Below are 26,120 nucleotides of genomic sequence, written 5' to 3' on the forward strand. Positions count from 1 at the left end.
CGTTAAACTGGACGCTATAATGCTGTGCAGGCGGCGGCGAGATGATGCCTGATGTATCGGGGGCGGGAATGCCGTGTTCGGAAAACAGCGTCTCGACGATCTCGACCGCCGTCTTGTCCATCCAGATGCGGCAATCGGACCGGCGCGACAGCAGCCACATCTGCGGCCGGATGGTCAGCGCATAAGAGCGCATGCCACGGGTAATCGGCGGTCCCTCGTGCAGTTCCGTCACCAGGCCGTTGAACGGACGGCGAACACCGCCGCCATCGCCCTGGCTGATTTCGATGGAGATATCGACCAGCCGTCCGATCAGTTCCTCGGGCTTGACCACTTCTTTCTTGGCACGCACCGTCAGGCGAATGTCGAAGAGCTGCGATACGCCCTCCTCGACGGACAGGCGCTCTGGCAGAAGCTGGTCTTCGCCGAGTGGCGAAGACACCTTCAGAACGCGGCTCGCCTGAACGAAATCGGAAAACGAAGGCTGGTCGTTCATGGGATACTCCTAATCAGGACCCGCGGCTGGCCTGCAGGGGCCAGAACCAAATCGTTTCCGAATTGTAGTAGCAGGCCGACGCGCATTGGGTGGCTTCCGAGCCGCCGCGCACGAGATCGATATGACCGCCACCCGTGTAGCCCGGGATATTGTTGAACGCCACGACACCGTTGCGCGCGCCGATGCCGTTGCGGGCCGTCGCGGGCGTGAAAGGCTCGGGCTCGCCGAGATAGCTCGTCCGCTTCATCAGGGTGGTAAGGCGGCGCATGTTCACCTCCGTACCTTTTCCGGCATAGGAGCCCTTCTGGATGCGGTGTGAGGCGGGCACGATATTGATGCCCGACTTCACGAAGGCAATGCTGACGCGGATCGCGCAGGTATTGTGATAGTTCGGATTGCCGATGAAGCTCTCCCAGCCGATTTCGGTGAACAGATCACGCTGGCTGAGATAGTTCGGATGCGACGGATCGCTGCTTGGATAATTCTTGTAGAGAGTGTCAAAGTTAACGCGCATGGTTCGTCCCACTAGTTACTTTTCTGCTCACAGGGAAAGGAGACCTTGAGCGCCTCCCGCACGAGAGTGGCTGCCTGTTCATCCAGTTTTTCCGCAGGGATATCGCCGAGATAGGTGTAGATCCGGTCGGTGAGCTCATGGGGCGCCACGGCACCCGCACCGCACCAGTCCGATCCGCCTGTCAGATCGGCCACACCGGCGATGTAGGCGCTCGATTTCGCGACGGAAACCAGCCGCCTCATTTCCGGATCAGTCACTTCCGGCGCAAGCTTGCCCTCAATGGCCTGCTTGAGTTCGGCACCGGAAAAAATCCATGTCCGTTCCGCCGCACCGGCCGGTGAATAACCGGACAGAGCCAGAATAAACGGCGCGGAGACAAAGAAAGCATATAGGGAGCGCATTATAACCCGCCTCGCCCAGCGTGGATGCGAAACATCACGATGTGAGCTGTAAAAACTGCAATGAAAACGTCCCGGTGCCGGCAATGCCGGCACCGGGTCGCGTCGCTATCAGGCGGCCTTGGTCGTCGCCAGATCGTAAGAAGCGATCATCGGAGACTGCGGCGAGTTGTTGTCATCAAACGGCGTGTACTTCACTTCCATTTTCGTGAAGTTGAGCTTGATGGTTTCCACCGGACGGTCACCGCTGGAATCCACCGAGTAGCTGGCGATAAGCGTGTTCGTCAGCAGGTACTCGATATAGGTGTTGCCCGGATTGCCGGTCGTCACCAGGTGGATCGTTGCAAGCTTGCCAGTGCGGCCGGCGCAGGCTTCCTGGAAAAGCTTCGTGGAAGAAGAATCGCTGACCTTCGTCAGAATGACTTCCGAGATGGTCGGTTCGGATGCTTCGCGGTTTGCAGCAGAACCAGCAGAGGTGTTCATGTTGCGGGCCACGTTCCAGTGAATGGCTTCAATGTCCATCCACTTGCGGTGCTCCTCATGCGTGGCGTCGCCCTGGATACCGTCAATCTGCAGATAAATTGGCATGCTGTAAGCTCCTGTAGCTGAAATGACCTCTTGCTCCGAGGCCGAGTTACCCTTCGTTCAATGCCGCATGCGTCGGGTAGCCCCATCCGACGCGGCAACTTTATCCACCCCAACCTCTTCGGTTACGGCGAATTCATCTGCTTCCCCAGCCGCTTCGGCACGAATGCCGAACCCGTTTTCACCAAAATCGACAATGATCTTCCCCACACGTTCTCCCGCGATGACCTTCTCAAGGAAAAAGCTGGAAAGAGGCGGCAGGAGATCCTTGCCGATCATGATCTCGATGGCGCGTGCGCCGATTTCACTTGCACCGGCGCGCGCCACCAGGGCACCGCGCGCCGCATCGGACAGGGTCAGGTCGGTGCCGTATGTTGCGAGCACACGTTCCCTGATCCTGCCAATCTGCATGTCCACGATCCTTGCAAGTTCCTCCGTGCCGAGCGGCATGAAGGGCAGGATGATCGTGCGCCCGAGAAATGCGGGCTTGAACTGTTTGGAGAGCTCCGGCATCAGAAGCGCTTCCAGCGCTTCGCCTTCCGGCATCGTGTCGGGATCGGCGGACAGCGCCGACAGCAGTTCCGAACCGGTATTGGCGGTCATGAAGATCGTGGTGTTCTTGAAATCGACGTCGCGGCCTTCGCCATCACGAAGTACACCCTTGTCGAACACCTGATAGAAAATATCCTGGACGCCGGGATGGGCCTTGTCGATCTCATCGAGAAGGAGAACGCCGAACGGCCGGCGGCGCACCGCTTCCGTCAGCACCCCGCCCTCGCCGAAACCGACATAACCGGGCGGTGAGCCGAGAAGCAGCGAAACCTTGTGCTCCTCCTTGAACTCCGACATGTTGATCGTCGTCAGGTGGCTGTTGCCGCCGTAAAGCAGATCGGCCAGCGACAGCGCCGTTTCGGTCTTGCCCGTTCCGGACATGCCGACAAGGAAGAACACGGCCGGCGGGCGGCGTGGATCGGACAATCCGGCCCGGGCGGTGCGCATGGCATCGGCAATCCGGGTAATCGCGGCATCCTGCCCCACCACCCGCTGCCGCATGCGCTGATCCAGCGTGCGGGCGCTCTCGATCTGGTCCGCCAGAAGTTTGCCGAGCGGAATCCCGGTCCATCGCGAGACGACAGCGGCGATCGCTTCCCGATCAACCACGGTCGGTACAAGCCTTTCGGCATTTGCCGGCCGCATCTCCGCGGCAGGCCGCAGGTGCGAAACATTCGACGCACCGGTTTCGGCTGGCTGCTCTTCACTGAGCGCCGCCAGTTCAGCCATTTCCGCCTCGTAGCGGCTGCGCAGATCATCGATCCCGCCCTCGAGCTGTTCAAGCTCGTCGCGTATCGACCGGATGCGGTTTTGCATGTCCTCATCCTGCGGTTCACGCAGTAGCCAGTTCAGCTCGTCCGACAGAAGGCGCCGCTCGCTTTCCATGGCACGCAACCGCTCCGGCAGGGTCTGGCGCGCCAGCGAAACGGCCGCGGCGGCGGTATCAAGCAGGCTGACAGCCTTGTCCGGCAATTGCCGCGCCGGCATGTAGCGCGCGGATAATTGCACGGCAGCCACGATCGCCTCGTCACGAACGGTGACGTTGTGATGGCTGACGAAACTATCCGCCACCCCACGCAGCATCCGTATCGCGGTCGCCTCGTCCGGCTCGCGCACATGCACGGGCTGGAAACGACGCGTCAGCGCCGCATCCTTCTCGAAATATTTCTTGTATTCGCTCCACGTCGTTGCCGCGACGGTGCGCACTTCGCCTCTTGCGAGTGCGGGTTTAAGAATATTCGCCGCATCGCCCTGGCCCGCGGCCCCACCCGCGCCAACAAGGCCATGAGCCTCATCGATGAACAGGATGACCGGTTCGGCCGAACGCTTGACCGCATCGATCACGCCGTGCAGGCGCCGCTCGAACTCGCCCTTCACGCCGGCACCGGCCTGAAGCAGCGAAATATCGAGGTTCAGCAGGCGGACATTGCGCAATTTTTCCGGAACGTTGCCGGAGGCGATCTCCAGCGCCAGCGCCTCGGCCACCGCAGTTTTGCCAACGCCGGCCTCGCCCACCAGAATGGGATTGTTCTGGCGGCGGCGCGTAAGAATATCAACGAGCTGGCGCAGTTCATCATCGCGGCCGATCACCGGATCGACCTTGCCGTTGCGGGCATCGGCGGTCATATCCTGGGTGTAGAGGCGCAAGAAATCATTCTGGCCGGCGGCCTGTCCTGCACTTGCCGGCGCGGTAGGAACATCCGCGTTTGCGCTGTTCTCGGCCGAGCTGCGAAGACGCTCAAGCGCCGCACGATCCATCGCCTTGAGCGACGGAAATGCCGAGCGGACGAAGGAGCGAAGTGAGGTTTCCTCATCCATCGCCAGCAAGAGATCGCAAAGCGTCACGCGGTCACGGCCAGCCTCCAGCGAAGCAAGAATCCATGCCTCCCGGGCTGCCGTCAGGATGTTCTGGGAGAGCGACAAGGCCTCGCCGTCGCCGATAATGGCCTCCTCCAGACTGCGGCCGATTTCAGCCTTCAATACCGGAAGTGGAATTTTTAATTCGTCGAATGTTTCCACATAGATACCGGCATCTACAACCGCCAGAAGCCAATGCGGGATATCAACGTACCTGTGCCCCATACGCACCGCAACGGAAGCCGCAGCCTCAAGGGTGACGCGAAGGTCTGGCTCAAGCGCTCCAACGAGGCGATTGAGATCAATATGCGACATGCAATGAGCCTCCTGCCCCGGTTCATTCCACAACGTGACGTGGAATAACTATGATGATGAAACCGGGTTGTCCACCCCGAAGTTTATTTTTTATCGGGTTAGATTAAGCAGTAGACGCCACAATTTAGACACATTTTGAATAAGTCTGTCTGATCAATAGCCTCACGTAAGGGAAGTAACTACAAAAAATCCATTACTATTTTCTGGGGATAGACTACTCTTGGATACGCAGCATGTTAAAAGAGATATAGAGTTTTTGGGGAATTGCGGAGATAATATCCGCAACGATTCAAGAACGCGTGAAATATACTATAGAATTAAGGACGAAAGAAACCAGGCACGAGCAGAAGAGCGGGCTGCATCCCCTCAGGATAACCTGAAGATCTCCAGTAGCTGGGACAGTGTCAGCAATCTTGGATTGCAGATTATATATTCCGAAAGCAAAGATGTTGAAATATTGGCATGGCTCGCTGAAGCAAGCCTGCGACTGCGTGGCTTCCATGGACTGCGCGAAATCTACGAGCTTTGTGGCGATCTTTTTTACAACCATTGGGACTCATTGCGCTCGATCAGCGATGATAATGACGAGGAAAAATTTGCACCTTTTGCGGGATTGAATGGCATTGGCAGCGAGGGAACACTTGTTCAGCCGCTCCGGCTGGCGTCATTGATCCCCGGTGGGAAATTCGGAGAACACAGTCTCTGGGATTTCCAGCTGGCCCAACGGCCGAACGAGAGCAAACGCCGCGAAGAACTGTACCGGATAGCGTCCGAGGCCGGTGTCGCCGCCATGTCTTCCCATCTGGCGGCGGTGAATGCCTGTCTCTCCTCGTTTGACGCCATCACGGCCGTTCTTTCCGAACGTTGCGGCCAGGCCGCCCCCCCGAGTTCCAATATCCGCAACACGCTTATCGAAGCGGCCGCGGCAATTCGCACGCTGGGCGGGCGCGACCAGGAGCCGGCACCGGTCGCGCAGGCGCCAGCCACCGTTGCGGGCGCCGATGTAAGCGGGCAGCCGGCCGTGCGGACACCCGCAGCCTCCCCGGAAGGCATATCTTCGCGCGACGAAGCGTTTGAAACTCTTCTTTCGGTTGCGCGTTACTTTCGCCGGACCGAGCCGCATTCACCGATCTCGCTCTCCATCGAAACGCTGGTTCGCAGGGGGCGCATGGATTTTTCGGAACTGCTGGCGGAGCTTCTGCCCGAAGCGCAGGCCCGCAACGCCGTTCTAACGGCCGCCGGCATCAAACCCGGTGGAGACAACAACGGGAAATAACCAATTCGGGGCGGGACGACGCCCCGTAACAGTCATCTATGCCAAGGGGCATCAAGGAGGTTGAAATGGCAAGTGTACATGAAAAGCTGGAGCGGGTTCGCAAACCCCGCGTTCACATCAAATATGAAGTCGAGACCGAAGGCGCGATGGTGGTCAAGGAACTGCCTTTCGTGGTCGGCGTGCTCGGTGATTTCTCCGGCAATCCCACCCAGCCGCTGAAGCCGTTCGGCGAGCGCAAATTCGTTCAGATCGACCGCGACAATTTCGACGAAGTCATGCGCCGCATGACGCCGGGCCTCACCATTTCCGTTGCCAACACGCTGCAGAAAGACGGCACGGACATGCAGGTCAACCTGAAGTTCGAAAGCATGGACGATTTCGAACCCGGCGCCGTCGTGCAGCAGGTTCCGGCGCTCAAGGCGCTTCTGGATGCCCGCAACGAGCTGCGTGACCTGCTTTCCAAGGCCGACCGCTCGGAAGATCTGGAGCGGATGCTGGAAGATATTCTGCAGAACAAGACCGACCTCGCAACGCTGGTTTCCGAACTGAAGGAAAAGAACGGCGCGAGCGAATAATCGCCTGTGCGGAGGAAAACCTCCCCGAACGGCCCCGTCATGGGGCTTCAACTGTTCAAGCGGCATTTAAAAGCCGCATGTGGAAGGACTGAAACATGAGCGCTGAAAGCCTGCTGAAAAGCGAAGCCCAGGCAACGACCGCCGAAGATCAGGGACTGCTGTCCAAGGTGGTTGCCGCAACCCGCCAGACCGAACCGGACCGCGCGCAGAATCTTCTGCGCACGCTGACCGACCAGGCCCTGAAGGGAACGGTCAAATATGACCGCAACCTCACCGTCACCCTCAACCACGCGATTGCGGAGCTCGACCGGACGATTTCCGAGCAGCTCGCCGCCATCATGCAGGCGCCGGAGTTCGCCAAGCTGGAAGGCACCTGGCGCGGGCTGAACTATCTCGTCAAGAACTCCGAGACGAGCGTGAACCTCAAGATCCGCGTCATGAATGCCGGCAAGCGGGAACTGGCGCGCGATCTGGAAAAAGCCGTCGAATTCGATCAGTCCCGCCTCTTCAAGGCGATCTACGAAGACGAATTCGGCACCCCCGGCGGCGAGCCGCTCGGCGCCATCATCGGCGACTACGAGTTCGATAATTCCTTCGATGACGTGCAGCTGCTTCAGGGTGTCTCGTCGATTGCGGCGGCCGCTTTCGCACCGTTCATCTCCGCTGCCAGCCCACATATGTTCGGTTTCGAGGATTATCGCGATCTCGCCCGTCCGCGTGATCTGGAGAAGATTTTCGACACGGTGGAATATGCCAAGTGGCGCAGCTTCCGTGAAAGCGACGATTCCCGTTTTGTCACGCTCGCCTTGCCGCGTGTTCTGGCCCGCATGCCCTATGGCCCGAAGACCAACCCCATCGATGATTTCGCCTATGACGAAACCAGGGGCGCGGTGAATGGCGACCTGCAGCATGACGAATATTGCTGGATGAACGCCGCTTACGTCATGGGCACCAAGCTGACCGACGCTTTTGCAAAAAGCGGCTGGTGCACGGCGATCCGTGGCGCGGAAAATGGCGGCCGGGTGGAAAACCTGCCCATGCACGTCTTCTCCAGCGATGACGGCGATCTCGACCTGAAATGCCCGACCGAAGTCGGCATTACCGACCGCCGCGACGCAGAACTCGGCAAGCTCGGTTTCCTGCCGCTCTGCCACTACAAGAACACCGATTACGCTGTGTTCTTCGGTGCCCAGACCGCGCACAAGCCGAAGCTTTACGACAAGCCGGAAGCAACGGCCAATGCCGCCGTTTCGGCCCGCCTGCCCTATATCATGGCGACTTCGCGTTTCGCGCATTATCTCAAGGTCATGGGCCGCGACAAGATCGGCTCCTTCATGGAAGCGTCCGACTGCGAAGTCTGGCTCAACCGCTGGATCGCCAACTACGTCAACGCCAATGACGAAGCGGGCGAAGAAAGCCGGGCGAAATACCCGCTGCGCGATGCCAAGGTGACGGTGCAGGAAGTGCCGGGCAAACCCGGCGCCTACAACGCGGTCGCATGGATGCGGCCCTGGTTGCAGATGGAAGAACTGACGACCTCGCTGCGCATGGTCGCCCGTATTCCATCCAAGAACTGAGCACGGACCGGGGTGGTCCGCCACCCCGGCCCCGTTCATCACCCGGAGCCCGCTCATGGCGCATCAGTCCTTTCCGGACGCCCGTCTTTTCGCCGACCAGCTCATCGCTCTCATCGACGATGCGCTGACCGGCCAGGTGAACGCCATTCTCCATCACCCTGATTTTCAGGCGATGGAAGCGAGATGGCGCGGGCTTGCCATGGTCGTGCGCGAGGCGGGCCGCAGCACCGATGTCAAGGTGAAACTGCTGAACGCCAGCTGGCGTGACCTTGCCCGGAACACGGAACGCGCCACCGACTTCGACCAGAGCCATCTTTTCGAAGTCATCTATAACCGCGAATTCGGCATGCCGGGCGGCGAACCCGTCGGGCTGCTGATCGGCGATTATGCCTTTTCCCCTGATGATGTTCAGGGGGCGGATTCCATCACCACGCTCTCACAGATCGGCATGGTGGCTGCGGCGGCCTTCTGCCCCTTTGTTGCAGCCGCTGCTCCTTCCGCCGTTGGCCTCGAGGACTTTGCCGAACTCAGCCGGGTCCACGACTTTTCCTCGCTGAAGCAGGACAAATCGCGGCTACGCTGGAACGCTCTTCGCGCCCGCGACGATTCCCGCTTCGTCGGCCTTGTCGCGCCGCGCGTTTTGCTGCGCTCTCCCTACAGGCCCTATGCGCGTGAACGGGACGACGGATTTCCATTCCGCGAACATGTGGCGGAAAGTGGCGAGACACTGCTCTGGGGCAATGCCGCCTTCGCCTTTGCAACCGTGGTGGTACGCAACTTCGTCGATTCCGGCTGGTTTGCCGATCTGCGCGGCGTGACGCAGGACGCCGTGGATGGCGGCATGCTCTCCTCCTGGCAATTGCCGCCGTTCGATCTCGGCGTCGAGAGCAACGGCCTTTCCGCGCAGCCGCCCGTCGAGGTACAACTGACGACCGGACAGGAACAGCAGTTTTCCGATCTCGGCATCGTGCCCGTCTCCACCACCTATCTTTCCGGCATGGCGATCTTCAACGCCAACCAGTCCCTGCATGCGCCCGGCCATTATTCCACCGAAGCGGCAAGGCAGAACGCCCGCCTTGCCGCCATGCTGCAATATGTGCTGTGCGCCTCGCGGTTCTCACATTACCTCAAGGTCATCATGCGTGATGACATCGGCCAATTGAGCGATGCCTCGACGATCGAGCGCAAGCTGGAAAGCTGGCTTTCCTCCTACACGCTCGGCAATGACGATGCGGAAGCGGCGTTGCGCACGCGCTATCCGCTGCGCTCTGCCGGGATCAATGTCTTCGAGGTTCCCGGCAAGCCCGGAACATTCTCCTGCACCGTGCGCCTTCAGCCGCATTTCCAGCTCGATGACGTCTCCACGAGCTTCCACCTCATCGCCGAAACCATGATGCAGCCCACCGGCGCATCCCGGTCTCCGGCCGAGCCGCAAAGGATATCCGCATGACGCTGCGCGACGACATTTCCCGCCTTCTCGATGATGACCGGCTGCAGGAAGCGATTGAGCTTGCGCGCGAACACGTCAAAACCAGACCGACCGACAAGGACGGCCGCCATTTTTACATCGACCTGCTGGTGCTTGCCGGCGACTATGAAAAGGCCGATGCACAATGCAATCTGGCCGCAACATTTTCGCCGCAGGACAGCGTCGGTTTTTCCCTCTTCCGCCACCAGCTGCGCGCCATGGCAGCGCGCAATGCGTGGTTCGAAAACGGCGCCGTGCCGGATTTCCCCGGCGGCCCCTCCGAACTCGATCAGCTCGCCATCCGGGCGAATATTGCCGCACGCGGCGGTGATGTGGATGCCGCCAAGACCGCTCTGGCTGAGCTCGACGAAAAACGCGGCAATGTACCGATCGGCCACGATGGCAAGAGCGCCGGCGACATCCGCGATCTGGACGATCGGGTCCCGCATGCGCTGGAAGTGCTGACCAATGGCGGCCGCTATCTCTGGATCGATTATGGACGCATCGAAAGCCTCACCATCGACCCCATGAGCCGCCCGCGCGATCTCGCATTCCGCGGCGCCGAACTGACCTTGCGCGACGGCGCGGTCGCATCCGTGCTGCTTCCGGCGATCTATCATGGCGCGGGAGACGATGTCGGCCTTCTCCTTGGTCGGGAAACGCGCTGGAGTGAAGACGACCAGCCGCTGGTGACGGGCCTCGGACAGCGCTGCCTGCTGATTGGCGACGATGTGGTGCCGTTCCATGAGATCGGCTCCCTTTCCGCCGCGTCCGACGAAGAAAGGCAGATCGCCCGTGGTTGATCCGCTCGAGCAATATCGCGCACGGCAGAGAACGCTGTCGCGCTCCGTTCTGGACCGGCTGCTCGATGACGCGCCGGATGCGGAAACGGACAGGCTCGTCAGCCTCAAGGATCAGGCACGCGAGATGCGCGAGGTGATCCGCCGCGATCTCGAGGCATTGCTCAATACCCGCCGTAACCCCGCCGGCCCGCCGGCGGCGCTGAACGAGCTTTCCGATGCGCTGGTGAGCTATGGCGTGGATGGCATTCTTTCGGCCAATCTGGTGACGGATGCCTCCAAGGCGCGGCTGGCGCGCAGCATCGAGCGGCGGATTTCCCTGTTCGAGACCCGCCTTGCCGATGTGCATGTGACAATCCTGAAGAACCGCACGGATGGCGACCGGGCACTTCGCATGCGCATACAGGCGACATTCCGTCTTCAGGAAGGCATGCCGCCGATCAGCTTCGAATCCCGCATCGATCCATCGACGCAGCGTTTTCTGGTGGAGACGACGAATGGCTGAGGGTTTTCTCGAAAAATACAATGACGAGCTTTTTGCGCTGAGAAAGCGGGCATCCCGTTTTGCGGCTGCTTTCCCGAAAATCGCCGGCAGGCTGCGCATGACGGGCGATGTCGCCGACGATCCACACGTCGAGCGGTTGATCCAGAGCTTTGCCTATTCCGCCGCCCGTGTGCGCCAGAAACTGGATGACGAGTTTCCCGAACTGTCGGACAGCCTGCTGGAAACGCTCTACCCGCATTATCTTGCGCCGATCCCTTCGATGAGCGTCGTGCAATTCGCTCCGAGCCCGGCACTGGCAACCGTGCAGACGCTTACCCGTCACAGCGAAATCCTTGCCGAACCGGTGGGTGGCGAGAGCTGCCGTTTTCGCACCACGCAGGAGGTGGGGATCGTTCCGCTGCAGGTTACCGCCGCGACGCTTTCCGGCCAGCCGATCGATGCACCTTTTTCAGCCTCCTTTGCCGGGGCGGCGAGCTGCCTGCGGCTTTCCCTGCGCAGCACGGCGCCGCGCGGCGGCACCTTTGCGGAAATGGGGCTGACGAAGCTCCAGATTTTCCTCTCCGCCGCATGGCAGCAGGCGACCGCCCTTTACGAGCTTTTGACGAACCATTGTGTGGGCATGGCGCTTGCGCGTCACTCCGAAGACAGGGAAGCCGTTTTCCTGCCCGCCGGCAATCTTAGGCCTTCCGGTTACACCCGCGATCAGGCGATGCTGCCCTATCCCGCCAACAGCTTCGATGGATACCGGCTTCTCACCGAATTCTTCGCCCTGCCGCAGAAGTTTCTTTTCATCGATATTGACGGGCTGAACAGATGGAGCGGCGGCGATTGTGAGCTTTATATCTATCTGGATGCGGCGGATACGCGGCTCGAGCGCATGGTCTCCGTCAAGGATTTCGTGCTGAACGCCTCGCCGGTCATCAACCTGTTCAAACAAAGCTGCGAACCGCTGAGCCTCGATGGAACGCGCACGGAATACCGCCTCCTGCCGGATGCGCGGCGGCAGCGGACCCGTGAAATCTACGCCGTCGAAACCGTGGAGCTGACCAGCCGCTCCGGACAGACGGAAAAAACCTCGCCCTTCTTCGGACGCACCCAGCGCAACAATGGCGCGACGGTGTTCTGGCAGATCCAGCGCCGGTTTGACGACGATGGTTCGTCCGACACCGACATTGCCTTCGTGGATGAAAAGCGCGGCCCCCTCGGACCGCTCGACGTGGTGGCAAGCATCGACACGCTCTGCATCAATCGCGAATTGCCGAGCCAGCTTCCCTTCGGCGGCGGGCATCCTTTCCTGCAGCTTACAACCGGCAACGAGGCGGTAAAGTCCATCCACGCACTGATGCCGCCGACGGCGGCCATTCGCGTCAACGAGCGCTCGGCGCGCGAATGGCGGCTGATATCGCATCTGCTGCTCAATCATCTTTCGCTCACCGACAATGGCGGCGCGCCGCTGAAGGATATATTGTCGCTCTATTCCTTCCGGGACAGCCCGGAAACCCGGCAACTGGTTGAATCGATCAGCAATGTCGAGGCGCAGAATTCCCATGCCCGGATCGGTTCGGTGATGGTGCCGGGAACGGACATCACCGTGGAATTCGACCCATCGCTGATCGCCCGCCCTGCGGCTTTCATCTTCGCCAATGTTCTCAACCACTTCTTCGGCCTTTACACCTCGATCAACAGCTTCACGCGGCTGACGGCGACGATGCGTGGCCACTCCAAACCGATTGCCCGCTGGCCGGCCCGTGCCGCAGACCGGCCATTGCTTTAGGAGGCCGGGATGGAGCAACAGACACCAACCGCAAAAGACCGGCAGGCAGCGCTTCTCAGCACCGATCCCGGCCGCTTCGACCCTGCCACCGCTTTTCGCGTGGCCCAGCATGTTTCCGATGACGGGTTGACGATTACGGCGCATGGCGGCGTGCAGCCGACCGCATTGGCCATCAGCGGGTTCGGCCGCAAACAGGGCGCGTCTGAGCTCAAATCCGCCTTCGCGCCGATTGTCGGGCCGCTCGGTTCGCTGCCGCCGGCCTATGGCGAATTGCTCCAGCGGGAGGAACGCAACCGCTCCGGGGCGCTTGCCGGTTTCTTCAATCTGTTCGCCGCAAGGTTCAGCGAACTTTTTGTATCGGCCACGGAAAAATACCGTCTTGCAAGGGGGCTGCGCTGGTCCGGCCAGAGCGGGAACAACGGCTTCCGCAAGACCCTGCTTGCGCTCACCGGGTTTCGAACGGCGGGGTTGGTGCAGAAGGCGGGCGTGAGCGAAGATACGCTTCTGCGTTTCAGCGGGCTCATGGCCAATCGCAACCGCAATGTCTCCGCCCTCACCTCAATGCTCTGCGAATTCACCGGGCTTCCCGTCGGTATCGAACAGTTCCGCAGGCGATGGGTGGCTTTGCCGCTTCACGAACAGAGCCAACTCGGGCAGGCCTCCGGTTTGCGGCTGGGGCAGAACACAACGGCCGGAAGCGCGGTGGAAGATATGAGCGGTGGTTTCCGTGTCGTCATCGGACCGGTTGCCTATGCCGATTATCTGGCGTTGACGCCCGGATCGAAGCGGCTTGCCCAAATCTTCTCGCTGACGCGCCTGTTCGTCGGCAGCGCCCTTGAGTTCGACGTGCAGGTGATCCTGAAAAAGGAGGATATTCCGTTCTGCCGGCTGGGTGAGCCCGATGCTCCCGCCCGTCTCGGCTGGAACAGCTGGGCCCGTGTGGCCCCGGCACAAAAGGACAGCACCGACGCCATCGTGACCGAGCGGGAAGGCTCGGCAATCTCCGCGTGAGGGCATGATATGAAACTGGCGCTCAAGGACATACAAAATCTCGGGGCCTCAAGGCCCGGCCAATGGAGCTTCGAGCGCGGCCGCCGCGTGATCGGCCGTTCGCAGGATTGCGACTGGCAGATCGATGACAATGAACGGCGCGTTTCCAAACTGCATTGCACGCTCAGCCGTGAGGGCGAAGACTTCACGATCCTGGACCAGAGCGCAAACGGCACGCTGGTCGATGGCCGTCTGTTGCTCGAAGGTGAAAGTGCGCGTCTGCGGGACGGCTCGCAGATCAACATCGGCGGGCAGATTTTTCAGGTAAGCATCAGCGGCGCTGTCGAGCTGGATTTTTCCGACCCCGACGCCTCGCTGCGGATGAGTGACGAACCCCTGACCATTTCGGCCATCCTTGCCGATATCGCCCCGAACGGTCGTTCGGCCGGCGGCGTGCTGGGCAACACGCTTCCCCAGGAGGACTGGACACAAACCGCTGATGGCCAGACGGGCCGGAAGGCCAAAACCATTTCGCGCAATGTCGAGATCGGCTGGAGCGCCCCGCCCAATGCCACCGGCATTGGCGCGATACTCCCGGCGGACTGGGATGACGAGCCGGCCGCAAGCAGCAGGCACGAACATACTGATGCGCTGAACACGCCGGTCGTGATCGCGCGCACGCCATCACCAATCCAGGGCGCAGATTTCGACAGCGTTTTTCCGGACGAGGGCAAAAATCCGACAGCGGAAGAGCCGGAACCTGCTGGAATATCTGCCGCACAGGCGGAGATCGGCGATCTTGTGACGGCGCTCGAAAGGGAGAATGCCGAGTGCCTCGCCATTTTCGACATCGAGGGCGATCACGCCACCGGGCCGCACGCATCGCTGGGCGAGCGTCTGGAAGCGCTCATTCATCAGCAGCGCCGCCTCACCGCCTCTCTCGAAACCCTTATCCAGACATGCACGCAGAAGCTCGAACCAAGGCTTCTCGAAGCGTCCGTCGATGCCGCAAACGATATCCGCTCGAAAATCGAGCGCAGGGATTGGCAGGCGCTGATCACGAAGACGGATTACTGGTCCGCCTACAAAAAACAGTTTGAAGAAAACGGTCGTCAATTGCCGGTTCGGCAGTTTCTGCAACGGGCAGCGCGCGGCAACGCCGCGCCTCTCGCTGAACCCGACGCGATTGCGGTCGATGCCAAGGGGGTAAATAACCACGATGAGACATGAAAACCGTGTTGCCTGGAGCGAAGGCATGTTTCTTCGCGTTCAACATTTCCAGCAATCCGATCGCTGGACGGAGCGTCTGGTGCGCAATACCACGCGCAACCTTTCCCCCTATCCCTGGGGCATTGCCGAGATCGGCCTGGATCGCAGCGCGCTTTCGATAGGGCAATTCGCCCTGTCCAACCTGCGCGGCGTTCTTCCCGACGGCACACCCTTCGAGGCGCCGGAGGATTCCGATCTGCCGCCGCCGCTCGATCTCGATGAGACCATCAAGGATGCCATCGTCTACCTCGCCCTGCCCGCCCGTCAGCCCGGCAAGGCGGACATGTCCGCGTCAGGCCGGAATGATACGGCCAGCGTCCGCTTCCTCGCCTCCAGCTACGAGGTCTCGGACACCAATATCGAGACGGATTTCGTGGCGCCGATCGATGTCGGCCGCCTCAGCCTGAAATTCCTCAAGACCGGCGACGATCTCGCCGGCTACGATCTCATCGGCCTTGCGCGCGTGATCGAGGTGCGTTCCGACCGCGCAGTCATTCTGGATCCGGATTTCATTCCGCCCAGCCTCACCTGTGCGGCTGCACCCCGCCTCAACGAATTGCTGACGGAACTTCTGGGGATCGTGCGCCACCGTGCCCAGGCAATCGCCGAACGGATCGGCGATCCGACAATCCGGGGAACGGCGGAAGTGGGCGACTATTTCCTGCTGCAAATCCTCAACCGGGCCGACCCGCTGCTCGCGCATGTCGGCGCCAACGCCACGCGTTTTCACCCCATCCGCTTTTATGAAGACTGTATCCAGCTTGCCGGCGAACTCGCGACCTTCACCACCGACAAAAAACGGGCGACGAATTTCCCGCCCTACCGGCATGATGATCTGAAAGCCACATTCGGTGCGGTGTTCGATGATCTGCGCACATCGCTCTCGGCGGTTCTGGAACAGGCAGCCGTTGCCATCGAACTGGTGGAGCGCCGCCACGGCGTACGCGTCGGCACGATCCACGACCGTACCCTGCTGCGCGACGCCGGTTTCGTGCTGGCCGTGCGCGCGGATATGGCCGCCGAGGACATTCGCCGCCGGCTGCCCGCACAGATCAAGGTCGGGCCGGTGGAGCGGATTTCCGAACTGGTCAATGTGGCGCTGCCGGGCATTCCGGTGCGGTCGCTGCCCGTTCTGCCACGGCAGCTGCCCTATCGTTCCGGCACCGTCTATTTCGAAATCGATACGACATCACCGCTTTGGAAACAGCTCGATACGTCCGGCGCCATCGCCCTGCATCTGGCGGGCGAGTTTCCGGGACTTGAGATGGAAATGTGGGCGTTACGCGAATGAGCAACGAAAAGCCTTCTTCCTGGCAGGATTTGCCGACGGTGGTCGAAATCACCGAGGAGAGCCGCCGCCGCAACCGGAACGCCCGCAACATGGCGGCGATCCTCGAAGACATCATCGAAACCGACGAACCGGCCGGGCGACCCAGGGGCGGCGCGACCGCCATGCCGGTCGACGAACTGCTTTCCGGTTTCCGCTTCGGTGGCGAGGAGGTGCCGACGCTCGTGCAATCGGCGGCCCCCCTGCTCAATCTCGCGCATCTGTTGCGCTTCAGCGACGACCAGCCGGACCCGGATCATCTTCGCCGCGCCTGCCTAGAGGCGATCACCCGCTATGAGCGCGATCTCGCTTCCGCCCGCATCAGCGCCGAGCGGGCGCGGGCGGCGCATTATGTCGTCTGCGCAACGGTGGATGATGTCGTTCTCAGCAAGCCCTGGGGCGTGCGGGCGGGCTGGGCGCGCTCCGGTCTTGTCTCCACCTTTCACAACGATGTCACCGGCGGCGACCGGGTCTTCGACATTCTCGACCATTTTCACCAGTCGCCCGGCGCCAACAAGGATCTGCTGCTGCTGATCTATCTATGCCTGTCGCTGGCTTTTGAAGGGCGTACACGCGTCTCCCCCAAGGGCGCGCTGGAACTTTCGCGCATCCGCGACAGTCTCTACAAGACGCTGATCGGCCAATATGGCGCCTTCGAACGGGAACTTTCGCCGCACTGGAAAGGTGTCGAGGCGCGGCATACGCCGTTGCGGACAATGGCGGCACTGTGGACGCTGCTGTCGTTGATGGCGCTTGCTTTCGCCCTTGGTTATCTCTTCTTCACGCTGTCGCTCAACAACGCATCCGACGTCACTTTCGAAAGGCTGGCCCATCTGCCGCCGAACGAGACGCCGAGCGTGCTGATCGCGAGCCCGCCAGCGCCACCGGTGAAAACCGAAGCCCCGAAAATTGTCGAACCACCAAAAATCGTGGAGCCGAAGCAACCTTCCCGGCTTGAAAAGCTGATGGCCTTCCTTCAGCCCGAAGTCGAAAAGAAGCTGGTCACGCTGGCGGATGTGAACGGGCGACTGCGCGTGCGCATCAACAATTCCGGCCTTTTCGCCACCGGCAGCGCCGAGGTCAGCCAGCAGTTTCGCGATCTGATACAGCGCATCGGCGGCGCGCTTGCCGCTGAAAAATTCCGCGCGGTCGTCATCGGTTATACCGATAACGTGCCAATCAAGACCGTGGAATTCCCGTCCAACTGGCACCTTTCCGAAGCGCGCGCCAAGGCGGTCGGGGACATTCTTTCCCAATTCACCGGCCCGGATGCGATCCTGACGGAAGGCCGCGCCGATAGTGACCCGATTGCCGACAACAAGACGCAGGAAGGCCGCGAGACGAACCGCAGAACCGAGATCATGGTCCTGACCAACCCCGATGAAAAATTGAGCGACGCCGGCATTCTCTCGCCGACCATCCAGAACAGTCCGGGACAGCAGCCGGGAGAGACGCAGCCATGAATCCGCTGAGTTATTTTTATTCGATCCGTTCCTATGTCGACAGCTACGCGGCCCTCGTCGGACGCCGCTTCCTGTCACTTCTCTGGGTAATCGCGCTCTGCGTCGTCATCTGGTTCTACGGCTATTTAATTGCACTCGGCGGTTTCAAGCCGCTCGGCACGACACAATCCCGCCTCATCGCCATCGGCATCGTTGTCGCCATCTGGCTGGTTTATATCGCCGTCACGATTTACCGCGGCCGCAAGCAGGACAAGGAACTCGTCGACAGCATCGAGCGGGAGGCTCTGGCCAACCGGCAGGCTGAAATCGGCGAAATCCAGACACGGCTGAAGGAAGCGCTGGCGCTGCTGCGGCGCGTCACGAAAAAGCGCTTCGGTTATATTTACGACCTGCCCTGGTACGTGATCTTCGGCGCACCGGGCTCCGGCAAGACGACGGCGCTGACCAATTCCGGCCTGCAATTTCCGCTTGGCGACGCACTCGGCGAAAATGCGGTCAAAGGCATCGGCGGCACGCGCAACTGCAACTGGTGGTTCGCCGACGAAGCGATCTTGATCGACACGGCTGGCCGCTATACCACGCAGGACGATCTCGACGGCTCTTCGAAAGCCGGCTGGGAGGGTTTCCTTGGGCTTTTGAGGCGATATCGCCGTTCGCAACCGATCAATGGCGCACTGGTCACCTTGTCCATCCCCGATCTTCTCACCCGCGATCCGGAGGAGCAGCGGCAGGAACTCCGCTCCATCCGTCAGCGGCTTTCGGAACTGGATGAATATCTGCATGCCCGCGTACCCGTCTATATCGTGCTGACGAAGGCCGACCTGCTGCATGGTTTCGTGGAATTCTTCGACGGTTTCAACAAGACCGACCGCCAGCAGGTCTGGGGCACAACCTTCAAGCTGGAGGAAAGCTATTCCGCGAAAGACCTGCCGCAACGCCTGACGGAAGAGCTCGAACTGCTGCAACAGCGTGTCGATGCGATGCTGATCGAACGCCTGCAGCAGGAGCAGAACGCCGAGATTCGCGGGCGCATCTTCCGTTTCCCGGCGGAACTCGCACGATTGAAGGACCGGCTGCACGAGGCTCTGACCGAGCTTTGCGCAAGCTCGCCCCTGATCGAAGCGCCGCTTCTGCGCGGTGTCTATCTCGCTTCGGGAACACAGGCGGAAACGGAACGATCCGTCAGCGCTTCCAAAGCCCGCCGAAGCTACTTCCTGTCCAGGCTCTTCAAGGACGTCATCTTCCCCGAGGCCGCGCTGGTAATGCGCGACAAGCGCCTTTCGGGACGGCAGCTGCTGGTCCGGCGCATTGCCTATGCGGCTTGCGCCGTCGCGATCGCCGTCGTTTTCACCGGCTGGATTTTCACCTATTTCGCCAATACCCAGGCACTGGCGGAAGCAGATCGCAAGCTCGGCGCTTATGAGCAGCTCGTTCAGGGCATTCCCGTGCGGGATGTCTCCGATGCCGATTTCCTGCGCATCCTTCCGGCACTCGACAATCTGCGTGACGTCAATTCCGGCTTTGCCCGGGAGCGCGTGTGGAATGTCAGCTTCGGTCTCGATCAGGAAGACAAGATTGCCGGGCGGCAGCGTGATGCCTATCAGCGCGCGCTTAACGCCCTTCTGCTGCCACGCATGATCGTGCAGCTGCAGAAGCCGCTGAAGGACGAAAAGGATATCACCCGCACTTTCAATTCGCTGAAACTCTATGGAATGCTCGGCGGAATGGGCGCGCTGGACCGGGATTTCCTGACCATGCAGACCCACCAGATGTTCGCATCCCTTTATCCGGGTGACGGAAGGGCGGCAGCGAGAGAGGCGCTCAACCAGCACGCCAGCGCGCTGGCGGATGGCGTGCTCGCCCCGATAGAGCTCGATGCGCGGCTCATCGCCACCGCCCGCGAAACCATTCGCGATCAGGCGGTCGGCACGCGCGCCTATGATATTCTCGCCGGCCTCCCGCAGGCGCAGGAGCTGATGGAATGGACACCCGCCACGGCCTTCGGCCCACTTGGTGAGCGCGCCTTCGAACGCCGCAGCAAGGCGCCGATGGCGGACGGCGTAGAAGGCCTTTTCACGGCGGAAGGATATCGCACCGTCGTCATTCCGCAGATTGCCCACGCGGCGCGTGTCGCACTTTCCGAAGGGTGGGTGCGCGGCTCCGACGATGCGATCCGTGGTGCAACGGTGGAGCAGGTGGCGCAGGCTGCATTGCAAATCTATTTCGACCGGTTCGAGAAAAAATGGGCCGATACCCTCGCGGATCTTCGGGTCAAGCCTTCCCAGACCCTCGGCGATGCGGTGGAAACGACCCGCGCGCTTGCCAATGAGCGCAACATCCTGGCGGAGGCGGCAAAATCGATCGCCAATGCTACCGATCTGCGCCCCAATGTGGGAGAAAATCCGACCAGCCTCGCCTCCACCGCCGAAGGCGACGCAACGGCAGCCGTTCTCGCCGCCACCGTCAACGCCGCCGATCCTTATGCAAGATTGCGGGACATGCTGGCGGAAAAGGCCGCCGCACCGGCGGCAGGCGGGGAAACCGCCGGCGGCAAGGCTGCGGGAACCCCGGCCGAACAGCTGCTTGCGCATTTCAAGGTGCTGAACGAGCAGCTTGCCCGCTCGGCAACCACATCCGACGAGGTTGCCAAGGTGTTCGATGTGGACAGCCAGCTGACCAAGGCGAACCAGGATCTTTTGCAGCAGGCACGGGATTTGCCGGCGCCTCTCGACGTCTGGGTGGCGGGCGTCGCTGCCGATGTCGGCTCGCTTGCGGTGAAATCCGCACGCGGCCGCATTGCCGAACTCTGGGCAGCGGATGCGGCCTCCCTGTGCTCTTCGATCGTGACGGGGCGTTACCCTTTCGACAGGTCGTCTTCCCGCGATGTCGCGATCGCGGATTTCACACGGCTGTTCGGCCCGACCGGCGTTTTCCAGAGCTTCTTCAAGCAGCGCATGGAGCCTTTCGTCGACAGGACGACCACCCCCTGGAGCTGGAAAGGTACTTTCGGCGCCCCCGGCATTCCGAGCAGCGCCATTGCCCAGTTCGAAAATGCCGACAAGATTTCGCGCGCCTTCTTCCCGAACGGCAGCGAGACGCCGGCGGTCTCGATCAATGTCAAACCGGTTTCGCTCACCAATACCTCAAGCGCCGTGATGCTGGAAATCGAGGGTGAGCGGGTCGTTTATTATCACGGTCCTATTCAGGCGAAGTCGATCACCTGGCCATCCCGCGAGAACACGGCCAGCCTGTCCCGCATCGCATTCCAGCCGGGCGGCTGGCAGCAGGCCAAGACGGAAAACGGCGACTGGTCGCCATTCCGCCTGTTCGACGGCGCCAATATCGAAAGCAAGTCCGGCGATCTTTTGCGGGTGCGGTTTGATAATGGCGGTCAGGCGGCCGAATTCGATATCCAGTTCGGTTCGGTTCTCAATCCATTCAGGCTGGAGGCAATGTCGAGCTTTGCCTGCCCGCAGCAATTTTAACGGCGGGCAGCGCATGGATTTGCAACGGAGGGGATTTATGATGACAGCGATGACAAGAGCCACCCGGATCGTTCGTGTCTGATGGCCAATCAGGCAACAAGACCTGCGGAAACCGCTGCGGAAGGCGACCGCATCGGTTTCTTCGGCAAGATACCCAGCCACGGCGATTTTATCTCCGATGGCCTTGAACGGGAATTGATCAGCATTTTCGACGACTGGATGCGATCCGGCCTGCATGCCTGCGCGGAAATGTTTTCCGGTCGCTGGCCGGCGATATTCTCGTCATCCCCGCCCATCCGTTTCATCGTCGAAAGGGGCATATGGGGAAATTGTGCCTATGTGGGCGTGCTGGTGCCTAGCGCTGACCGGGTGGGGCGGAAATATCCGCTTGCGATCATTGCCCAGCTCAACGGTTTCCGGAAACATCCGAGAACGCTCTACCTCGACGATACCTGGTTCATGGCGGCCGAGGCTCTCGCCGAAACATCCATGACCGGTGATTTCGACATGTCCCGGTTCAATGCCGCCGTCAAAAAGCTGCGTCTGCCGAAGCCGCGGGCAGATGACGACGAACCGGATATGATGCGTGACCGCATGCCGACAAGCCTCTGGTGGCATATCGATCCGCAGAGCCGCCGCGCACGCGGACACAAATTCGACGGCAAGCCGAAGGCCTCCGATTTCATGCGCCTGTTCAGCGAGATAGCGGTGAAGGACGATGAAGACGCAGCAAGCCCTGCAAGGGCGGTGTCGCCGGGGGATGTGAAACCTGAGCCCACTGCCGCGGTTCGGCCCGCGCCGCCGGCCATGCAGCCGTCGTCATCGGTCGTCTACAGCTACGCGACACATGCCGGAACACGGCTTTCCCTCAATGCGGATTCGCTGTTCGTTTCACAAAAACCTTCTCTTTTCGCCATAGCCGACGGACAGGGCGATACGCACGGCGCCGTGGAAGCCGCACGTCTGGTGACCAATATTCTGGCGGAAACGCCGGATGCCGAAAATGCGGAGATGATGGCGCAGCAGATCAGGGGCAAACTCGGCACCGTCAACAGCCTTCTCCTGTCGAGACAGAGCGCAGGCGCAGACAGCAGGCCAACCGCCAGCACCGTCATCGCCCATATCATCGACGGAAGGCTGGGCATAATATGGTCTGGTGATGCGCGCGCCTATCTGCTGAAAAACGGAACGATGCATCTGCTTTCCCGCGATCACGTCATTATCGGCATGAAAAAGCAGCTGTCCCAATGTGTCGGATTTTCCCAGCAGTTCCGGCCGGATATTGTTTATGAGGATTGGGGCGAGCAGGACCGGCTGCTTCTGTGCAGCTACCCGCTGGTGCACTTGCTGAAAGAACGGACGATCGCCGAAATCATCAGCAGCACGCCGGTCAAGGATTGCGCCGGTGCCCTGATACAGGAGGCGCTGATCGAAAACGCACGCGAAAATATCAGCGCAATCGTGATTGGAAACGAGCATGAGCGAGGGTGAACGGGAGGGCCGAAGCCCCGTTTATCCGCAGGTGAGCGAGCGCTTTTCGGAGTTGTGGCAAAGCATTCGCCATGACGGCACGCGAGAGCGGCCCGCTGAAGAACAGAAAGACCTGATCGACCAGATAAGACATGCGCTGGATCGAAAGGTCTCGCATTTTTCCGCCGCGAAACCCGAATGGATCGCCGACAGCTTTTCCGTCGAGGGCACGGCCTATGAAAGCGAAACCACGCTGTTGCTCCTGCTGCGACACCGCGATCTCGGCTCCCTTCATGCCCTGAAAACAGCGCCGCCGGCAATGAGAGACGACGCGGCGCTGCTGCAAAGATTGCGGGAGGAAGCTAGGATCGGCTTGGCCCTTCGCCATCCGTGTCTGCTGGAAACATCCATGCTGCTGCGATTGCCCGATGGCCGACCGGGGCTTCTACAGCCTTGGTTTCCGCAATCGCTGGCATCACCCGCCCGGCCAATCACGGCGCAGAATGTAATCCTCATCCTTCGCCGCGTGCTGGAAGGCCTGAGCGCCCTGCATGCGCGCGGATATGTCCATTGCGATGTGACGCCCGCCAATATCCTGCTGCAGGACGGTGATTACGAAACCGGCAGGCTCGGTGATTTCGGCATTGCACTGGAGATCGGTCAAAAACATGCGGAGCGGGGTATGACCTTTGCCGCATCGGCCGGGTTTGCCGCGCCGGAACAGAGGGGCGGGGCAGCAGCAAAGCCAAGTCAGGACATATTTTCAGTCGGGCGGCTTGCTGCGCGGCTCATCGAAACAGGCGACGGGGCGGCAACGGACAGGCTTTCGCACTTTGCCGATGCCTGTAGCCGTGACGACCCCACTCTCCGTCCGCAATCCGCCATGGATGCGCTACGGCTTCTCTAACCCTGGCTTCAGTTGCTGCTGCCGGGCAGAGGCGCGGCCGCCGTCGGCGCGCTTTTCTGGAACACGGTCAGGAGCTTGGCCGAATCCACCAGCGGCGCATTGCTGGCATAAAGCACGTCGCCCTTCTGCATCTGGAAGAGCTGCATGAGTGCGATACTGGAAGCGTCCCGCATGTTGACGTGATAGATCACCGGCCGCATGCTCGTGGCCGTAGCGACCGGGCCTTTCGCGCCCGGCGCGGATGTCGACGGAATCTGAATGATCTCGTTGCGGAACACATAAACGTTGCGCGCATCGGCGCGGTCATCCAGCAATCCGCCGGCACGGCCGACGGCCTGCGCCAGGGTCAGCTTTCCGGTTTCGAACTGGAATTCCCCGGCGCTCTTGAAAGCGCCAAGTGCCGTGTAGCTCGCCGCATCGCCATCGATCATGATCTGATCATCCGGCGAAAGACGGATGTTCTGACGGTCTTCCCGCATGACGCGGTCAAGCGGCGCGCTGGCTCTCTGCGAGCCGCGAACGATCGTGACGTTGGCCGCGCCCGGAGCGACAGTCGGACCGCCAGCCTGGTTGAGCGCGTCGAGCACCCGCTCCTGACGGGCGGTGAGCACGATCTTTCCGGGTGTCTTCACCGCACCGCTGAGCATGACGGCGCTCGTCGGCTTGTCGACGACGGTGACGACGGCCTGCGGATTAACGGCCGATCCCTTGAGCCCGGCGACGACCTGTGATTGCAGCCCTTCTGGCGTGGAATCAATAACCCTCTGCTTGCCGACGAAGGGAATATTGACCGAGCCGCTTTGATCCACGGTAAAGCGGCCGAGATTGAGCGTCTTGCTCTGCGTCGGGGAGAAAAGACCGTCTTCACCCGTATCCAGCACGGTGATGTCGATCACGTCGCCGCGCCGCAGTCTCTGGGCGTTATAGCCGGTATTGCGAAGCGCGGTGAGGCCGGGACCGGAAGCGTTTTGCAGGCTGCCGGCGGAAACCGTGGCCGCCGGTGCATTTGCAAGTTCGATAACGGGGATTTTTTCGTTGGTTCGAGGGAAGGTCGCAGACCGGATATTGCCCGCGGTCGGCCCGTCAGATGGCTTTGCACATGCGCTCAAAAGAGCCACCAGCAAAACCGCCCCCAACTTCTTCATCCCTCATCCCCTTGATGATTCAACCTGACGCAGAGATAACATCCAAACACGTCATCGCAACAACTTTAGCGGTTGCAATTTAGCGAAAACTTGTCTTCCGGCGAAAAGGTGTGACCATTCCGCAACCTTTTCCAAAGTGTTCCCTCACCGACCCCAACAATGTACCGATGAGAAATAAGTGGCCTGCTCCTGCCGGCGCCTAGGAGATTGGATGGAACGGTTTTGCAGTGCGGGAGTTAGCTTTCTGCACACCAAGACAGGAGAAAAAACAATGGACCACAGCAATCACGTTCGTCTGGTTGAAACCGAACTCACGCCATCCGTTCTTGAAGGCGCCACCGTTTATGGCGCGGACGATCACAAGGTCGGCAAGGTCGATCATGTCCATGGTGTTGGCGCCGGCACCACCGCGATCATCGATGTCGGCGGCTTTCTCGGCATCGGCGCAAAACCCGTCGCGGTGCCGATCAGCGATCTCGATTTCATGCGGGACGAGGACGGAGAGATCCACGCAGTGACCTCATGGACCAAGGACCAGCTTGAGGACATGCCCGAGCATCGTCATTAATTGCATTGTCATTGATCCAGAAGAGCGCCCGGCTGTTTGCCGAGCGTTCTTTTATTTTCCGGGCAAACGCTTTTGCGTCAAACGGCGAGGAAACCGCCATCGACGGGCAATACGGCACCGGAAATCATCTTGCTGTCGTCCGAGAGCAGCAGCGCAATGCTCTGCGCCACCTCTTCCGCTTCGGCAAAACGGTTGAGCGGATGACGAACCATCATCGGCTGGCTCTTGGCCGGATCGTTCCAGGCTTCGGCAGCGAGCTCGGTCAGCGTGATGGTGGGCGCAACCGCGTTGACGCGGATACCGTGGGGGCCAAGCTCCTTGGCGAGAACGCGGGTTGCGCCTTCAAGCCCGGCCTTCGACGCCGCATAACACAGGTGATCCTGAAAACCGCGATGACCGGCAATGGACGTGATGTTGACGATGGCACCGCCGCCGCCATTTGCGACGCGGGCGCGAGCAAATTCCTGGCAGGTGACGAGCGCGGCGCGCAGGTTGATGCCCAGCACGGCTTCGTAACCCGCATCACTCATGTCCAGTACGCTTTCCAGCACGTTGATGCCGGCGCTGTTGATCAGGAAATCGCAGGGACCTGCTTCCGCCATGGCGGCGCGGGTGGCGGCGACATCGGCAAGATCGACACGGATCGAACGGCCACCGATTTCGCTTTTCAGGCTGTCGAGATCGGACTGGGTGCGGCTGATCGCCACCACTTCCGCACCGCGCGCGGCCATCAGCTGCGCACAGGCGCGGCCGATGCCTTTGCCTGCGCCGGTGATGATGACGGATTTTCCGGAAAACTGCATGGAA

The 26,120-nt window shown here is 60.8% G+C and carries 22 protein-coding genes; 15 read left to right on the top strand and 7 right to left on the bottom strand.

Going from position 1 to position 26,120, the window contains the following annotated elements; genetic code table 11:
- The 5 genes from QD336_RS16465 to tssH form a co-directional block, all read right to left on the bottom strand.
- A partial coding sequence (locus QD336_RS16465; RefSeq protein ID WP_499171392.1) for a contractile injection system protein, VgrG/Pvc8 family occupies positions 1-493 on the bottom strand: 493 nt, incomplete at its 3' end.
- Positions 494-506: 13 nt separating this feature from the next.
- Positions 507-1,007, bottom strand: coding sequence for a type VI secretion system amidase effector protein Tae4 (locus tag QD336_RS16470; RefSeq protein ID WP_499171393.1), 501 nt, complete (start codon positions 1,005-1,007; stop codon positions 507-509).
- 11 nt (positions 1,008-1,018) lie between these two features.
- Positions 1,019-1,408, bottom strand: a complete 390-nt coding sequence (locus QD336_RS16475) for a Rap1a/Tai family immunity protein (RefSeq protein ID WP_269345128.1) — start codon at positions 1,406-1,408, stop codon at positions 1,019-1,021.
- 108 nt (positions 1,409-1,516) lie between these two features.
- Entirely contained in the window at positions 1,517-1,993 is a 477-nt protein-coding gene (locus QD336_RS16480; RefSeq protein WP_003504561.1) for an Hcp family type VI secretion system effector, read from the bottom strand.
- A 57-nt stretch (positions 1,994-2,050) separates the two neighbouring features.
- Positions 2,051-4,714, bottom strand: coding sequence for a type VI secretion system ATPase TssH (gene tssH, locus QD336_RS16485; RefSeq protein WP_499171394.1), 2,664 nt, complete (start codon positions 4,712-4,714; stop codon positions 2,051-2,053).
- A gap of 220 nt (positions 4,715-4,934) precedes the next feature.
- Here tssH and tssA point away from each other — a divergent pair, with 220 nt between their 5' ends.
- The 14 genes from tssA to QD336_RS16555 all read left to right on the top strand — a co-directional run bounded on the left by tssA (position 4,935) and on the right by QD336_RS16555 (position 23,600).
- Positions 4,935-5,990 (top strand): type VI secretion system protein TssA, encoded by a 1,056-nt coding sequence (gene tssA / locus QD336_RS16490; RefSeq protein WP_269345120.1) that lies wholly within the window; start codon positions 4,935-4,937, stop codon positions 5,988-5,990.
- A gap of 65 nt (positions 5,991-6,055) precedes the next feature.
- Complete coding sequence (gene tssB, locus QD336_RS16495; protein WP_269345118.1) at positions 6,056-6,565, top strand: type VI secretion system contractile sheath small subunit; 510 nt, start codon at positions 6,056-6,058, stop codon at positions 6,563-6,565.
- Positions 6,566-6,660: 95 nt separating this feature from the next.
- Positions 6,661-8,142: a type VI secretion system contractile sheath large subunit gene (gene tssC, locus QD336_RS16500; RefSeq protein ID WP_269345116.1), complete on the top strand. Its 1,482-nt coding sequence runs from the start codon at positions 6,661-6,663 to the stop codon at positions 8,140-8,142.
- A gap of 55 nt (positions 8,143-8,197) precedes the next feature.
- Positions 8,198-9,592: a type VI secretion system contractile sheath large subunit gene (tssC, locus tag QD336_RS16505; protein WP_269345114.1), complete on the top strand. Its 1,395-nt coding sequence runs from the start codon at positions 8,198-8,200 to the stop codon at positions 9,590-9,592.
- On the top strand, positions 9,589-10,413 hold the full coding sequence (locus tag QD336_RS16510) for a type VI secretion system accessory protein TagJ (protein ID WP_269345112.1): 825 nt from the start codon (positions 9,589-9,591) through the stop codon (positions 10,411-10,413). Before tssC (QD336_RS16505) ends, QD336_RS16510 begins: the two co-directional genes overlap by 4 nt.
- Entirely contained in the window at positions 10,406-10,915 is a 510-nt protein-coding gene (gene tssE / locus QD336_RS16515) for a type VI secretion system baseplate subunit TssE (RefSeq protein ID WP_269345110.1), read from the top strand. The genes QD336_RS16510 and tssE overlap by 8 nt, the downstream gene beginning before the upstream one ends.
- Positions 10,908-12,689 carry a type VI secretion system baseplate subunit TssF gene (gene tssF, locus QD336_RS16520; protein WP_499171395.1) on the top strand — a complete coding sequence of 594 codons (1,782 nt, stop codon included), beginning with the start codon at positions 10,908-10,910 and terminating at the stop codon, positions 12,687-12,689. Before tssE ends, tssF begins: the two co-directional genes overlap by 8 nt.
- Before the next feature lie 9 nt (positions 12,690-12,698).
- A complete protein-coding gene (gene tssG, locus QD336_RS16525) occupies positions 12,699-13,700 on the top strand; it encodes a type VI secretion system baseplate subunit TssG (RefSeq protein ID WP_269345107.1) in 1,002 nt (333 codons plus the stop codon).
- Between the two features lie 9 nt (positions 13,701-13,709).
- Positions 13,710-14,909: a type VI secretion system-associated FHA domain protein gene (locus tag QD336_RS16530; RefSeq protein ID WP_499171396.1), complete on the top strand. Its 1,200-nt coding sequence runs from the start codon at positions 13,710-13,712 to the stop codon at positions 14,907-14,909.
- Complete coding sequence (gene tssK / locus QD336_RS16535) at positions 14,899-16,239, top strand: type VI secretion system baseplate subunit TssK (RefSeq protein WP_499171397.1); 1,341 nt, start codon at positions 14,899-14,901, stop codon at positions 16,237-16,239. Before QD336_RS16530 ends, tssK begins: the two co-directional genes overlap by 11 nt.
- Positions 16,236-17,738 carry a type VI secretion system protein TssL, long form gene (gene tssL, locus QD336_RS16540; RefSeq protein ID WP_269345103.1) on the top strand — a complete coding sequence of 501 codons (1,503 nt, stop codon included), beginning with the start codon at positions 16,236-16,238 and terminating at the stop codon, positions 17,736-17,738. Before tssK ends, tssL begins: the two co-directional genes overlap by 4 nt.
- On the top strand, positions 17,735-21,223 hold the full coding sequence (gene tssM, locus QD336_RS16545; RefSeq protein ID WP_499171398.1) for a type VI secretion system membrane subunit TssM: 3,489 nt from the start codon (positions 17,735-17,737) through the stop codon (positions 21,221-21,223). Before tssL ends, tssM begins: the two co-directional genes overlap by 4 nt.
- A gap of 81 nt (positions 21,224-21,304) precedes the next feature.
- Complete coding sequence (tagF, locus tag QD336_RS16550; RefSeq protein WP_499171399.1) at positions 21,305-22,714, top strand: type VI secretion system-associated protein TagF; 1,410 nt, start codon at positions 21,305-21,307, stop codon at positions 22,712-22,714.
- Positions 22,701-23,600: a protein kinase domain-containing protein gene (locus QD336_RS16555; protein ID WP_269345097.1), complete on the top strand. Its 900-nt coding sequence runs from the start codon at positions 22,701-22,703 to the stop codon at positions 23,598-23,600. Before tagF ends, QD336_RS16555 begins: the two co-directional genes overlap by 14 nt.
- An 8-nt stretch (positions 23,601-23,608) precedes the next feature.
- Here QD336_RS16555 and QD336_RS16560 read toward each other — a convergent pair whose 3' ends face one another.
- Positions 23,609-24,745, bottom strand: coding sequence for a polysaccharide biosynthesis/export family protein (locus tag QD336_RS16560; RefSeq protein WP_269345096.1), 1,137 nt, complete (start codon positions 24,743-24,745; stop codon positions 23,609-23,611).
- 271 nt (positions 24,746-25,016) lie between these two features.
- Between QD336_RS16560 and QD336_RS16565 the strand changes: the two genes are divergently transcribed.
- On the top strand, positions 25,017-25,313 hold the full coding sequence (locus QD336_RS16565) for a PRC-barrel domain-containing protein (RefSeq protein ID WP_269345094.1): 297 nt from the start codon (positions 25,017-25,019) through the stop codon (positions 25,311-25,313).
- A gap of 77 nt (positions 25,314-25,390) precedes the next feature.
- On the opposite strand, the gene QD336_RS16570 is transcribed toward QD336_RS16565, so the two are convergent.
- Positions 25,391-26,116, bottom strand: a complete 726-nt coding sequence (locus tag QD336_RS16570) for an SDR family oxidoreductase (RefSeq protein WP_080827908.1) — start codon at positions 26,114-26,116, stop codon at positions 25,391-25,393.
- Between the last annotated feature and the right edge of the window lie 4 nt (positions 26,117-26,120).

This window comes from Rhizobium sp. BR 250 (assembly GCF_047445855.1).
Lineage (GTDB): Bacteria > Pseudomonadota > Alphaproteobacteria > Rhizobiales > Rhizobiaceae > Agrobacterium > Agrobacterium tumefaciens_I.